Here is a 13,918-nt window from a genome sequence, read left to right as displayed (position 1 = left end):
AGTAGTACGCCATAAAAAGTAGTACGCCATAAAAAAAAGACAGGGAGATGGGCAGATGAAATTGTGGAGCGAAACATTTCGTGATGGCGGCCTGATGCCTGCGGAGTATGCGTTTGCCGAGATCGACCCGGTCAGCCGCGTGCGCCTGGCGGGCAACCGTAATCCCCACCTGGCCTGGGATGAGGTGCCGAACGGTACCGAGTCGCTGGCCTTGTTCTGCCTTGATCCCGATGCGCCGCAAGAGGCCAGCCTGGTCAACCGCGATGACAGCAGCTTGCCCCTGACGGCGCCGCGCGGCGATTTTTTCCACTGGAGCTTGCTCGATATCCCGCTCGCCATGCGCAGCATTGCTGCAGGACAGTTTTCCAGCGGCGTCACGGCGCGTGGCAAACAGGCGGCCAGCGTGCCCTGGCTGGACGGCAGCGGCCCGTATCAGCTGCGCCAGGGTATCAACGATTACAGCTTGTGGTTTGCCGGCGACCCGGCCATTGCGGGCGACTATCATGGCTACGATGGCCCTTGTCCGCCATGGAATGACGAGCGCCTGCACCACTATATTTTCCGCCTGTATGCGCTGGACGTGCCGCGTTTAGCCTTGCCCGAACGTTTCACGGCGCGCGATGCGCATGACGCCATCTACGGCCATATCATCGATGAGGCGCAGCTGGTCGCTGTGTATTCCTTGCACCCCGCCGTGGCGTCCACCCTCAAAAAATAAGACTTTATGACCACCACGATTTTATTGATACGCCATGGCGAAACGGCCTGGAACGCGGAACGCCGCCTGCAGGGCCATATCGACATCGCCTTGAATCCCGCAGGCCTGGCGCAAGCGGCCGCGCTGGGCCAGGCCCTGGCGGGCGAGCCATTGACGGCCGTGATCGCCAGCGACTTGTCGCGCGCGCAGCAAACGGCGCAAGCCATTGCTGGGCTACAAGACTTGCCCGTGCAGACGGACGCGCTGCTGCGCGAACGCTGTTATGGCGCCTTCGAAGGCTTGCTGTATGCCGATATCGCTGCGCGCTACCCGCATGAATATGCGCAATGGCAGGCGCGCCAGATCGATGCCGTGATGCCGTCCGGCGAGCGCCAGGCCGAGAGTTTTCGCCAGTTCTATGGGCGCAGCACGGACGCCATCGCCGAATGGGCGCAGCGTTATGCGGGCCAGACCATCGCCATCGTGGCGCATGGCGGCGTACTCGAATGCGCGTACCGGGCCGCGGTCGGCATGTCGCTCGACAGTCCGCGCGACTTCCAGGTCAAAAATGCCAGCGTGAACCGTTTTTCATTTGCCGATGGCCAACTGCATCTGCTGCATTGGGGCAATGTCGAACATTTGCAAACGCCTGCGATGGACGAGCTGGGCTAGCCTTGTCGGCTGGTTATTTTGCTGCTTTGCACAAGATGTTTTCCGCCCAGACGCACTGCGCCATGAAAAATAGTGCTTATTATTTAGGCAGATAATCGGTTAAAATAGCAGGTTCCTCCGTCCCCTTCAGGTTCCCTCAGTGCAAATCGGCCCTCACATTCTGCGTAACAACGTTTTCGTCGCTCCCATGGCGGGTGTGACGGATCGGCCATTCCGCCAGTTGTGCAAGCAGTTGGGCGCAGGGTATGCCGTGTCGGAGATGGCGGCGTCGAATCCGCGTCTGTGGGCAACGGAAAAAAGTTCGCGCCGTACCGACCACGACGGTGAAATGGAACCGAAAGCCGTGCAGATCGCCGGTGCCGATCCGCAGGACCTGGCCGATTGCGCCAGGTTCAATGTGGACCGTGGCGCGCAGATCATCGACATCAACATGGGTTGCCCCGTGAAAAAGGTCTGCAATAGCTGGTGCGGTTCGGCCCTGTTGCAAAACGAAAGCCTGGTGGAAAAGATTTTGCACGCGGTGGTCAATGCCGTCGATGTGCCCGTCACCTTGAAATTTCGCACGGGCTGGAACCGTGAAAACAAGAACGCCCTGAAAATCGCCCGCATCGCCGAACAGGCCGGCATCCAGATGCTGACCCTGCATGGCCGCACGCGGGCTGATGGCTACAAGGGGGATGCCGAATACGAAACTATTGCAGCCGTGAAAGCGTCGGTGGGTATCCCGGTGGTCGCCAACGGCGACATCACCAGCCCCCAGAAGGCCCGTTATGTGCTGGATCAAACGGGCGCCGATGCCGTCATGATCGGCCGCGCGGCGCAGGGCCGGCCGTGGATATGCCGCGAAATCGATCATTTCTTACGTACCGGCACTTTGTTGCCGGCGCCGTATGTGGATGAAGTGCGCACCCTGATGGACGAGCATTTGCGCGCCCATTATGCGTTTTATGGTGAATTCCTCGGCGTACGCACGGCGCGCAAGCATATCGGCTGGTATGTGAAAGACCTGGAGGGCGGCGAGGCATTCCGCCAGCAAATGAATTTGCTGGAGTCGACGGACGCGCAGTTGCTGGCCGTCGACCAGTTTTTTGAGTCGCAATGGAAATTTGGCGAACGGTTACAATACCGCCTCTCTGAAGTTGGCGATAGCGGTTTGATAGAAGCAGCCGCAGCAGCAGTATAAGAAGACAAGAAAACAAGACAGAACAAGGGCGAACGCCTCGCGTTACGCGGATGATGGCGTCATGATTGACAGCATCACGACAAATTAATTAGCCGGTTGAACAGCAAAATGAGCAAAGAAAGCATTCAGGAAGTCGTACAGAAAAGTCTAGAAGATTACTTCAATGACCTGGGCGAACAGCAAGCATCGAATATCTACGACATGGTCGTGCTGACCGTGGAAAAGCCCATCCTGGAAGTCGTGATGACACGCGCCGATGGCAACCAGTCGCATGCCGCGCAAATGCTGGGCATTAACCGCAATACCCTGCGCAAGAAATTGCAGGAGCACGGTTTGCTGTAATGCCGGCTTGCAAGTGACGCCAAGATTTGAATCCGCCGCAGCGCCCTGCAGGGACCGTTGTGCATTCGCCAAGAACACTTAACTACCTAGCCTCAGCCATGATCAAACAAGCTCTCATTTCCGTTTCCGACAAGACCGGCGTCCTCGATTTCGCGCGCGCCCTGTCCGCTCTCGGCGTCAACATCCTGTCGACCGGCGGCACCGCCAAATTGTTGGCAGACAACGGTGTTCCCGTGACGGAAGTCGCCGACTACACGGGTTTCCCCGAGATGCTCGATGGCCGCGTGAAAACCCTGCACCCGAAAGTGCATGGCGGTATCCTGGCGCGCCGCGATTTCCCCGAGCATATGTCGAAACTGGTCGAGCACGACATGCCGACCATCGACATGGTGGTGGTCAACCTGTACCCGTTCCAGGCTACGGTAGCCAAGGATACGTGCAGCCTGGAAGACGCGATCGAAAACATCGATATCGGCGGCCCGACCATGCTGCGTTCGGCAGCCAAGAACCACAAGGACGTGGTCGTGATCTGCGATCCGTCGGACTACGACGTGGTGCTGGCGGAAATCAAGGCGGCGGACAGCGCAGTGGATGCGGTCAGCTACGACACCCGTTTCATGCTGGCGAAAAAAGTCTTTGCGCACACGGCCCAATACGATGGCGCCATCACCAATTACCTGACCAGCCTGGGCCCGACCAAGGTGCACGCCGAGCGCGGCGCCTACCCGCAAACCCTGAACGTGGCCTTTGAAAAAGTGCAGGACATGCGCTACGGCGAAAATCCCCACCAGAGCGCCGCTTTCTACCGCGACCTGGCCATCACCGAAGGCGCGCTGGCCAATTACCGCCAGCTGCAAGGCAAGGAATTGTCGTACAACAATATCGCCGACGCCGATGCAGCCTGGGAATGCGTGAAGAGCCTGGGCGGTTTTGAACAAAGCGCCGCCTGCGTGATCGTCAAGCACGCCAATCCATGCGGCGTAGCCCTGGGCAAGAATGCGGCGGAAGCCTATGCGCGCGCCCTGCAGACGGACCCGACCTCGGCTTTCGGCGGCATCATCGCCTTCAATACCGAACTCGACGGCGCTACCGCCGGCGAGATCGCCAAGCTGTTCGTGGAAGTGCTGATCGCTCCGTCGTTCTCGGCAGAAGCGAAACAGATTCTGTCGAGCAAGCAAAACGTGCGCATGCTGGAAATCCCGCTGGGCGCCGGCGTCAATGCGATGGATTTCAAGCGCGTGGGCGGCGGTTTGCTGGTGCAGGCGCCGGACGCGAAAAACGTGGCCATCGGCGACTTGCGCGTGGTGACCAAGCTGCAACCGACGCAACAGCAATTGCAAGACCTGATGTTTGCCTGGAAAGTGGCGAAATTCGTCAAGTCGAACGCCATCGTTTTCTGCGGCAATAACATGACCCTGGGCGTGGGCGCAGGCCAGATGAGCCGTATCGATTCGGCCCGCATCGCCTCGATCAAGGCGCAAAACGCCGGTTTGTCGCTGGCCGGCTCGGTGGTGGCGTCGGACGCCTTCTTCCCGTTCCGCGACGGCCTCGACGTTGTCGTTGATGCGGGCGCGACCTGCGTCATCCATCCGGGCGGCTCGATGCGCGACCAGGAAGTGATCGATGCAGCGGACGAGCGCGGTGTGGTGATGCTCTTGACCGGTACGCGTCACTTCCGCCATTAAGATAGTCCCATCCCAAGCAGCACATTTGCGGCAGGCACCGGTTTCCACCGGTGCCTGCCGTATTCATTATAGAATCTGGCGATGATTATTCTCGGCATCGATCCTGGCCTGCGCACCACGGGCTTCGGGGTCATCGAAAAACTCGGCAACAAGCTGCGCTATATCGCGTCGGGTACCGTCAAGACGGCGTCCGAGGGCGAATTGCCGCCACGCCTGAAGATCATCCTGCAGGGCGTCAGTGAAATCGTGCGCACCTACCAGCCCGATTGCGCCGCCATCGAAAAAGTTTTCGTCAACGTCAATCCCCAATCGACCTTGCTGCTGGGCCAGGCGCGCGGCGCGGCCATCTGTGCGCTGGTCCATGCGGACCTGTCGGTGGCCGAATATACGGCGCTGCAAGTCAAGCAAGCCGTCACTGGCCATGGCAAGGCGGCCAAGGAACAAGTCCAGGATATGGTTTCCCGGCTGCTGACACTGCCTGGCTTGCCGGGCAGCGATGCGGCCGATGCGCTGGGGGTGGCCATCTGCCACGCCAACAGCGTCGATGCGCTGGCCATGCTGGGTAAGGTAGCGCCGCAATTGCAGGGTTTGCGCATGAAGCGCGGCCGGCTGGTCGGCTAAAGTAGCATTTACTCTTATAAAATTAGTTAGGAACATGTCATGATAGGCCGCCTCTCCGGTACTTTGCTTGAAAAAAATCCGCCACAATTGCTGGTCGATTGCCAGGGCGTCGGCTATGAAGTCGATGTGCCGATGAGCACGTTTTACAATCTGCCCCATGTGGGCGAAAAAGTGGTCTTGTTTACGCACCAGGCCATCCGCGAAGATGCGCATTTGCTGTTCGGCTTTGGCAATGCAGCCGAACGGGCCGTGTTCCGCCAGTTGATCAAGATCACGGGCGTGGGCGCGCGCATGGCCTTGTCTATCCTGTCCGGCATGACGATCGCCGACCTGGCGCAGGCGATTACCTTGCAGGATTCGGGCCGCCTGGTGAGAGTGCCCGGTATCGGCAAGAAGACGGCCGAACGGCTGCTGCTGGAACTGAAGGGCAAGATCGGTGCGGATCTGGGCCCGCTGGGTGCACACGCTGCGCCCGATGCGCAGTCCGATATCCTGAACGCCTTGCTGGCGCTCGGCTACTCGGAGAAGGAAGCGCTGGCGGCCGTGAAAAACGTGCCGGCCGGCACCGGTGTCTCGGACGGCATCAAACTGGCGCTGAAAGCGCTGTCGAAAGGCTAGGGCGAGCATGAGCATCCAGACTGATATTTTCACGGAACAGCGCATCATCGATGCGGCGCCCATTTCGCATAATGAAGAGGCGATCGAACGGGCCTTGCGGCCCAAGCAGCTCGATGAGTACGTGGGGCAGGAAAAGATCCGCGACCAGCTGGAAATTTTTATCACGGCGGCGCGCCAGCGCAAGGAAGCGCTCGACCATACCTTGCTGTTCGGGCCGCCGGGCTTGGGCAAGACTACCCTGGCCCACATCATCGCGCGTGAAATGGGCGTCAACCTGCGCCAGACGTCCGGCCCCGTGCTGGAGCGTCCCGGCGACCTGGCGGCGATCCTGACCAACCTGGAAGCGAACGATGTGCTGTTCATCGACGAAATCCACCGCTTGTCGCCCGTGGTTGAAGAAATTTTGTATCCGGCGCTGGAAGATTATCAGATCGATATCATGATCGGCGAAGGCCCGGCCGCCCGTTCCGTGAAACTCGACCTGCAGCCGTTTACATTAGTGGGCGCCACCACGCGCGCGGGCATGCTGACCAATCCGCTGCGCGACCGTTTTGGCATCGTCGCCCGCCTGGAGTTTTATAACACCAGCGAGCTGACCAAGATCGTCAGCCGCAGCGCGGCCTTGCTGAAGGCGCCGATCGATGCGGAAGGCGCGCATGAAGTGGCCCGGCGCGCGCGCGGCACGCCCCGTATCGCCAACCGCCTGCTGCGCCGCGTGCGCGATTTCGCCGAAGTCAAAGGCAATGGCGAGATCACCAAGCTGGTGGCCGACCGCGCGCTGGCCATGCTGGACGTCGATTCCGTCGGTTTCGACGTGATGGACCGCAAGCTGCTGGAGGCCGTGCTGTTCAAGTTTGGCGGCGGCCCGGTCGGCATCGGCAACCTGGCGGCGGCCATCGGCGAAGCGGCCGACACCATCGAAGACGTGCTGGAACCGTATCTGATCCAGCAAGGCTTCTTGCAGCGCACGCCGCGTGGCCGGGTCGCCACCCCGGCTGCTTATCTACACTTTGGCGTGGCCGCACCGCGCATCGGCCCGAACGGCGAAGCGTGGGAACTGTGATGCCGGGGATGCAAATCTGGGTGGATGCCGACGCTTGCCCCGTCGTCATCAAGGATATCCTGTACCGGGTGGCCGACCGCCTGGAATTGTCGGTGACCCTGGTGGCGAACCAGGGCTTGCGCGTGCCGCCGTCGCGCTTTATCCGTACGGTGCAAGTGCCATCCGGCGCGGACGTGGCCGACCAGGAAATCGTGCGCCTGCTCAATCCCGGCGACCTGGTGGTCACCGGCGACATTCCGCTGGCGGCCGATGTATTGAAGAAGGGTGGTTTTGCGCTCAACCCGCGTGGCGAGTTCTACACCAAGGACAATATCGCCCAGCAACTGACCATGCGCGCCTTCATGGAAGAGCTGCGTAGCGGCGGCGTCGATACGGGCGGGCCTGCCGCCTTCAATCAGTCGGACCGGCAAAGCTTTGCCAATAGTCTGGATCGGCATTTGAGCAAGCATCATCGCAAGCCTGCTGAGCGCCAGACGTAAAAAACCGGTATCGAAGCTTGCTATCGTTCAGTTAGCGTTATTTTTACCCCAAAAGCAAACTCCGGGGTCGGACCCTGCAGGGTCCGACCCCGGCACTTTCGACGTTGGGGGAATATGTGCAGGACTGCTAGGGCATCGAAACCGGCTTTTTCATTGAGGAAGAATTTTATTCTTCGCGCACCCACGTCTGCGAACGGCCAAACATCGGCACGCCGATATAGCCGCGTACTTGCAGCTTGCTGCCGCCGTCCGTCAGCTCGGCTTTGCTCTTGTAGACCTTGCCATTGGCCGGGTCCATGATTTCGCCGCCCGACCATTCCTTGCCGTCTTTTTTCAAGCCCGTCAAAATGGTCAGGCCGATGATGGGCTGGTCCTTGTTGGCGCCCGTGCACTTGTCGCACTTGGGATTTTGATCTTCTTCCGGAGTACGGAACAGTTTTTCGATCTTGCCTTGCAAGACACCATTGTTTTCAGTGATGACGATCAGGGACTTCGGCTTGCCGCTGGCGTCGTCGATGGTTTTCCAGGTGCCAACGGGGCTGGTGTTGTCACCGGCTGCGGCGGCCGTGCCGGCGATGGCCAGGGCGGCCACCAACATAGTTGTTTTCAATAAGTTACGCATCGCTAGTCTCCTGTTGGTTTTTCTTGATCGTTATACGAACTGTGGTTTACCAAGGCAAGATTAGCAGTCTTGCGCGGCGCCAGTAGTTGACGCCGCGCAAACTATCCAAACTTGCCTTATGCGCTGGCTAGTGTAGCAAACTGCCCGCGCAATGAGGCAATTGTCGCCGAAAAACTGAGCAAGCGCTCGTTTTCTTGTGCGCCAATTACTGCTTGCTGGAACTGGCGATGCCGTTTGCCGCCTGTAGCAGGCGGTTTTTTTCGTCCAGCTTGAAGTGGGCATATTGCATATTGTTTGCCAGTCTGTGTGCCATGCCTTCGTCGAGATGGGACTTGAGCCAGCTGGACAGTTGCTCCAGCGGCACGCTGTTCCAATAGATGGCGGGGGCGTTTTTCGCCAGCACATCCGGACGATTGCCGGGATTGGGCGCGGTCAGCGTGTCGATGTTCTCGGTGAAGGTCTTCCAGGACAGCTGTGGGTTTTCTTCGTTGAGTCCGAATACCATGCCCAGACGCAATACATCCGCCTGCGGCGGGATCTCCGGCGACAGCGCGATGGCCGCGGCGCGTGCCGCCAGCTGCGGATCGCGCACGCGCATCAGCAGTGCGTAGTAGCGGCGTACTTCCGTCTCGTTGACGGCGGATTTGGCGATGGCGTGCAGTTGCTCGAAGGTGGCGGCGTCGGCATTTTGCGCAACGATGGTCAGTATCATCGCCTGGTCGTCGGGCGCAATGCTGTTGCGGTCCGCGACGAACGTGGCAAAACGCTTGCGTGCCTCGGCCACCACGTCCTGGTCGCCCCAGGCGCCCAGGCGCGACAGGACGGTGCGGCGCAGGCGCTGCACGCCGGCCGTTTCATCGCTGGCGGCTTGCCAGCCCAGGCGCGTGGCGACCGGTTTGAGCAGCCCGCCCGCATAGGCCACAAAGGCAGCGTGGCCGGACGTATTGCGTTCGAAACGTTCGATGGTCGACAGCACGTCGATGACCTGGTTCCAGGCGCGTTCATTGAGCTCATCGCCCATCGCCCCCGCCAGCGCCAGATAGCTGGCCAGCGGCTGGGTGCCGTTTTCCACCTGCGCCCACTGGTCGTCGAGCAGGGCGATGCGGTCGCCCGCCGGCAGGCTGTGGAACTGCCGCGTATTGGTGTCCAGGGTGGCGGCATCGTAGGCGATGCGGTAAAAGCCGTCGGCATTGGCGTTGAGGGACAGCGCCTGGTCGCAGCGGCCGGCGGCCACGGTTTGTCCATCCTCGGTCAGCAACAGCGATTGCGGCTGGCCGCCGGCGCCGATGCGCAGGCGCAGCGGGATGTTCCAGTGTGGCTGTGCCGGATCGCTGCCTTGCATCAGGAAGCGCTGCTGCGACAGCTTGATGCTGCGCGCACCCGTGGCGTCACAGCTGGCGTTCACCGACACGATGGGGAAGCCCGGCTGGTTGATCCAGCTATGGGCCAGCGCGCCGATGTCGCTGCCGCTGGCTTTGCCCAGTGCATTCCACAGGTCGGCGCTGGTGGCGTTCGAATAGGCGCGGTCCTTCATATAGGCGCGGATGCCGCTGCGGAAGGTGTCCGGGCCGATGTAGGCTTCCAGCATGCGCAGGACCGCCTGCCCCTTGTTATAGATGATCAGGTTATCGGCGCCATTTTCCGGCGCCAGTTCGTCGATCACGGGGTTGTGCACCGGTTTCGAGTCCACGCGCGCGTCGACGCCCATCGCCGCTTCCTTGCCGGCGTCTTCCTGCTCGCGCACATGCCAGCCCGGATTGCGCAAGTCGGTTTCCTTGGCGGCGAACCACGAGGCAAAGCTTTCGTTGAGCCAGATATCGTCCCACCAGCCCATGGTCACCAGGTCGCCGAACCACTGGTGCGCCATTTCATGCGCTTCGATGCTGAAGACGGTCTGGCGGTTGTCGATGGTGGACGATGGCGTGACCAGCAGGGTCTGGTCGTTGTACGTGATGGCGCCCCAGTTTTCCATCGCGCCCTGGAAGCCGCCCGGCACGGCGATCAGGTCGAGCTTGGGCAGCGGGTAGGGATGGTCGAAATAGTCGTTGTAATCGAGCAGGATCTGGCGCGCGTTGTTCAGTGCGACGGCGCCGTACTGTTGCTGGCCGCGCACGGCCCAGACGTTGATATCGGTCGCGCCAGCCTTGGTGCTGATGCTGGCCATGTCGCCGCTGGTCAGTTCGACCAGGTAGGACGGCATCTTGGGCGAGCGCTGGAAGGTGGTCGTGGCGCTGCTGCCATGCACCGTGCGCTGCGCCACCGGCATATTGGAGATCGACACCCACTTGGCCGGCGTGGTGGTGCTCAGCTGGAAGGTCGAGCGGAAGGCCGGTTCATCCCAGCAGGGGAACATGCGGCGCGCGTCGGTCGCCTCGAACTGGGTCGACAGCAGCAAGTCCTGGCTGCCGTCGGGTTTCTTGAATGGCTGGGCGAACAGGCCGCGCGGGCCCGTTTCGATCTTCGCGGTGTAATCGAGCGTCAGTGTATGTTCGCCGGGGGCTGCCGCTTTGGCCAGCGTCACCGTGACGATTTGCCGCTTGGGATCGATCACCGTGCTCTTGACCGGCTTGCCGTCGAGGCGCACTTGCTGGAACTGCATGCCGATGGCGTTGAATTGGATATTGGCGCTGGCTACACGGAACAGCAGCTTGACGCTTTCCTTGCCGCGCAAGCTGCGCTTGCCGGCATCGGGCACGATGGCGACCGTGTAGTCGATGGGGACGACGTTTTTCGGCAGGTGCCCCGGTGCGGCGTCAAACGAAAACGGCTGTTGCTGCGGGGCCGGGGCGGCGGCAGCGGCGTGGCATAACAGTGCGGCGGCACTGGCGACAAGGGTGCGGGAGATAAGATTCGGGTGCATCTGAGGCGCTTTCCTGTGTTGAAGGTGTTGATGATTGAACGCGATGCCAGCAGCGCTGGCGCCCAAAGAAAAGGCCGCTCAGTGAGCGGCCTTGACTAGGTTGTATTATGCGGTTGGCAACTTTGAAAATTGCTCCCGCATCTTGTCCAGCGTGGCAGAGAAGTTCGCCACGCGGGCCTTTTCCTGCGCCACCACTTCCGCCGGCGCGCGGGCGACAAAACTTTCGTTCGACAGCTTGCCGTTGGCCTTGTTGATCTCGCCTTCCAGGCGGGCCATTTCTTTCGACAAACGCTCGCGTTCCGCCGCCACGTCGATTTCTACTTTCAGCATCAGCTTGGTGGTGCCGACGATGGCAACCGCGGCAGGCGAATCGGGCAGGGCATCGACGATCTGCACTTCGGCCAGCTTGCCCAGCGAGGCGATGTACGGCGCGAACGATGCCAGCGCCGCTTTTTCATCGGCGTTGCCCGCTTCCACGATCAGCGGCACGCGCACCGATGGCGAAATCTGCATTTCGCCGCGCAGGTTGCGGGTGGCGTCCGTCAAGGCTTTCAGTTGCTGCATCCACGCTTCGGCCGATTCATCGATCTTGTCGGTGTTGGCGATAGGGTAAGGCTGCATCATGATGGAATCACCTTCGGCTTTCAGTGTCTTGCCGGCCAATGGCGCCACCGTTTGCCACAGCGCTTCCGTGACGAACGGGATGATCGGATGGGCCAGGCGCAGTACTACTTCCAGCACGCGCAGCAAGGTGTGGCGGGTGGCGCGCTGCTGGCCTTCCGTGCCTTGCTGTACTTGTACCTTGGCTACTTCCAGGTACCAGTCGCAATATTCATCCCAGACGAATTTGTAGATCGATGCGGCGATATTGTCGAAACGGAAGTCTTCGAAGCCCTTGGCCACGTCCAGTTCGGCTTTTTGCAGCAGGGAAATGATCCATTTATCCGCTTGCGACAGGTCGGCGTCGTTCGGGGAGCAATCCTTGCCTTCCGTATTCATCATGACGAAACGGGTGGCGTTCCACATCTTGTTGCAGAAATTGCGGTAGCCTTCGCAGCGGCCCAGGTCGAAATTGATGTTACGGCCCAGCGAGGCGTAGCTGGCCATGGTGAAGCGCACGGCGTCCGTACCGTAGGCGGAAATGCCTTCAGGGAATTCCTTGCGGGTCGCCTTGGTGATTTTTTCTGCGTCGCGTGGATTCATCAGGCCGGTGGTGCGCTTGACGATCAGGTTTTCCAGGTCGATACCGTCGATCAGGTCGATCGGGTCCAGCGTGTTGCCTTTCGACTTGGACATTTTTTGCCCTGTCGAATCGCGCACCAGACCGTGCACGTACACGGTTTCAAACGGCACCTTGCCCGTGAAGTGCGCCGTCATCATGACCATGCGCGCGACCCAGAAGAAGATGATGTCAAAACCCGTTACCAGCACCGACGATGGCAGGAAAGCCTTCATGTCTGGCGTTTCTTCCGGCCAGCCCATGGTCGAGAACGGCACCAGCGCGGACGAGAACCAGGTGTCGAGCACGTCGTCGTCGCGTTTCAATGGTCCCGTGCTGCCGGCCGCCTGCGCCTTGGCTTCGGCTTCGGCTTGCGTTTTTGCAACAAAAATATTGCCCTTGTCGTCGTACCAGGCCGGGATCTGATGGCCCCACCACAGCTGGCGCGAGATGCACCAGTCCTGGATGTTGTTGAGCCACTGGTTGTAGGTGGTGCTCCAGTTTTCCGGCACGAACTTGATTTCGCCGCTGGCTACTTTGTCGAGCGCCGTTTCGGCGATCGATTTGCCCGGGAAGAACGTGCCTTCCGGGGCCGGTTTGCTCATGGCGACAAACCATTGGTCCGTCAGCATCGGTTCGATGACCACGCCGGTGCGGTCGCCGCGCGGCACCATCAGTTTGTGCGGCTTGACTTGTTCCAGCAAGCCTTGCGCGTCCAAGTCGGCCACGATCTGCTTGCGGGCGGCAAAACGGTCCAGGCCGCGGTACGCTTCCGGCGCGTCGTCGGTGATTTTGGCGTCCAGGGTCAGGATGACGATTTGCGCCAGCTTGTGGCGTTGGCCCACGGCGTAATCGTTCATGTCGTGCGCTGGCGTGATTTTGACGCAGCCGGTGCCGAATTCCTTGTCGACGTATTCGTCGGCGATGATGGGGATTTCGCGGCCCGTCAATGGCAGGGTCAGCATCTTGCCGACCAGCGCCGTGTAGCGCTCGTCCGTTGGATCGACAGCTACCGCCACGTCGCCCAGCATGGTTTCAGGACGGGTGGTGGCCACTGTCAGGAAACCGCTGCCGTCGGCCAGCGGGTACTTGATGTACCACATCGAGCCGTCTTCTTCCTCGGACACCACTTCCAGGTCGGACACGGCCGTGCCCAGCACGGGGTCCCAGTTGACCAGGCGCTTGCCGCGGTAGATCAGGCCTTGTTCAAACAGGCGCACGAAGACGTCGGTGACGACTTTCGAGCGCGGCTCGTCCATCGTAAAATATTCGCGTTTCCAGTCGGCCGAAGCGCCCAGGCGGCGCATCTGGCCCGTGATGATGGAACCCGATTTTTCTTTCCATTCCCACACTTTTTCCACGAATTTTTCGCGGCCCAGGTCATGGCGCGAAATCTTTTGCGCGTCGAGCTGGCGTTGCACGACGATTTGCGTGGCGATGCCTGCATGGTCGGTGCCCGGGATCCAGGCCGTGTTGTGGCCCAGCATGCGGTGGTAGCGCGTCAGGCCATCCATGATGGTCTGGTTGAAGGCGTGGCCCATATGCAAGGTGCCGGTGACGTTCGGCGGCGGCAACTGGATGCTGAAGGAAGGTTTTCCGGCATCGAGGGTGGCGGTGTAGTAACCGCGTTGTTCCCACTCGGTGCGCCAGAATTGTTCAATGTCGGCGGGCTCGAAAGACTTGGCTAATTCCATGATTTGGCGTGTGTTTGGCAAAAGGAACCATTATAGATGACACGGCAAGTCCTGCGCCGTGGATGACCCTGTTTTTCAGTCTTTTGGCGGCTTGGCGGGCACTTGTGTGGCAATCGGACGGGGGGGAATTGATGCTCGGTGTTATCATGTCGGCCTCGGTACT

At 60.5% G+C, this 13,918-nt stretch carries 12 protein-coding genes; 9 read left to right on the top strand and 3 right to left on the bottom strand.

The features are described 5' to 3' along the window. Positions 1–55 precede the first annotated feature (55 nt). The 9 genes from ACL9RI_RS20175 to ACL9RI_RS20135 all read left to right on the top strand — a co-directional run bounded on the left by ACL9RI_RS20175 (position 56) and on the right by ACL9RI_RS20135 (position 7,360). Positions 56–718 carry a YbhB/YbcL family Raf kinase inhibitor-like protein gene (locus ACL9RI_RS20175; RefSeq protein ID WP_422728273.1) on the top strand — a complete coding sequence of 221 codons (663 nt, stop codon included), beginning with the start codon at positions 56–58 and terminating at the stop codon, positions 716–718. Positions 719–724: 6 nt separating this feature from the next. Next, complete coding sequence (locus ACL9RI_RS20170) at positions 725–1,369, top strand: histidine phosphatase family protein (protein WP_422728272.1); 645 nt, start codon at positions 725–727, stop codon at positions 1,367–1,369. A 139-nt stretch (positions 1,370–1,508) separates the two neighbouring features. Further along, positions 1,509–2,552: a tRNA dihydrouridine synthase DusB gene (gene dusB / locus ACL9RI_RS20165; protein WP_422728271.1), complete on the top strand. Its 1,044-nt coding sequence runs from the start codon at positions 1,509–1,511 to the stop codon at positions 2,550–2,552. A 108-nt stretch (positions 2,553–2,660) separates the two neighbouring features. Beyond that, positions 2,661–2,894: a helix-turn-helix domain-containing protein gene (locus ACL9RI_RS20160; RefSeq protein ID WP_008445162.1), complete on the top strand. Its 234-nt coding sequence runs from the start codon at positions 2,661–2,663 to the stop codon at positions 2,892–2,894. Positions 2,895–2,992: 98 nt separating this feature from the next. Continuing rightward, on the top strand, positions 2,993–4,579 hold the full coding sequence (purH, locus tag ACL9RI_RS20155; protein WP_422728270.1) for a bifunctional phosphoribosylaminoimidazolecarboxamide formyltransferase/IMP cyclohydrolase: 1,587 nt from the start codon (positions 2,993–2,995) through the stop codon (positions 4,577–4,579). 81 nt (positions 4,580–4,660) lie between these two features. Beyond that, a complete protein-coding gene (gene ruvC / locus ACL9RI_RS20150; RefSeq protein ID WP_422728269.1) occupies positions 4,661–5,200 on the top strand; it encodes a crossover junction endodeoxyribonuclease RuvC in 540 nt (179 codons plus the stop codon). 39 nt (positions 5,201–5,239) lie between these two features. Then, entirely contained in the window at positions 5,240–5,818 is a 579-nt protein-coding gene (gene ruvA, locus ACL9RI_RS20145; RefSeq protein WP_422728268.1) for a Holliday junction branch migration protein RuvA, read from the top strand. 7 nt (positions 5,819–5,825) lie between these two features. Continuing rightward, on the top strand, positions 5,826–6,881 hold the full coding sequence (ruvB, locus tag ACL9RI_RS20140; protein ID WP_422728267.1) for a Holliday junction branch migration DNA helicase RuvB: 1,056 nt from the start codon (positions 5,826–5,828) through the stop codon (positions 6,879–6,881). An 8-nt stretch (positions 6,882–6,889) separates the two neighbouring features. Then, positions 6,890–7,360 carry a YaiI/YqxD family protein gene (locus ACL9RI_RS20135; RefSeq protein WP_422728361.1) on the top strand — a complete coding sequence of 157 codons (471 nt, stop codon included), beginning with the start codon at positions 6,890–6,892 and terminating at the stop codon, positions 7,358–7,360. Positions 7,361–7,526: 166 nt separating this feature from the next. Here ACL9RI_RS20135 and ACL9RI_RS20130 read toward each other — a convergent pair whose 3' ends face one another. From ACL9RI_RS20130 to ACL9RI_RS20120, 3 genes are all read right to left on the bottom strand, one after another. Continuing rightward, entirely contained in the window at positions 7,527–7,982 is a 456-nt protein-coding gene (locus tag ACL9RI_RS20130; protein WP_422728266.1) for a DUF2147 domain-containing protein, read from the bottom strand. Between the two features lie 205 nt (positions 7,983–8,187). Beyond that, complete coding sequence (locus ACL9RI_RS20125) at positions 8,188–10,842, bottom strand: M1 family aminopeptidase (protein WP_422728265.1); 2,655 nt, start codon at positions 10,840–10,842, stop codon at positions 8,188–8,190. A 105-nt stretch (positions 10,843–10,947) separates the two neighbouring features. Continuing rightward, positions 10,948–13,755: a valine--tRNA ligase gene (locus ACL9RI_RS20120; protein WP_422728264.1), complete on the bottom strand. Its 2,808-nt coding sequence runs from the start codon at positions 13,753–13,755 to the stop codon at positions 10,948–10,950. Positions 13,756–13,918: the final 163 nt, after the last annotated feature.

The organism is Janthinobacterium sp. Mn2066 (assembly GCF_049319705.1).
Lineage (GTDB): Bacteria > Pseudomonadota > Gammaproteobacteria > Burkholderiales > Burkholderiaceae_D > Janthinobacterium.
Note: the sequence above shows the minus strand (reverse complement) of the source record. Positions and strands in the feature narration are given on the sequence as shown.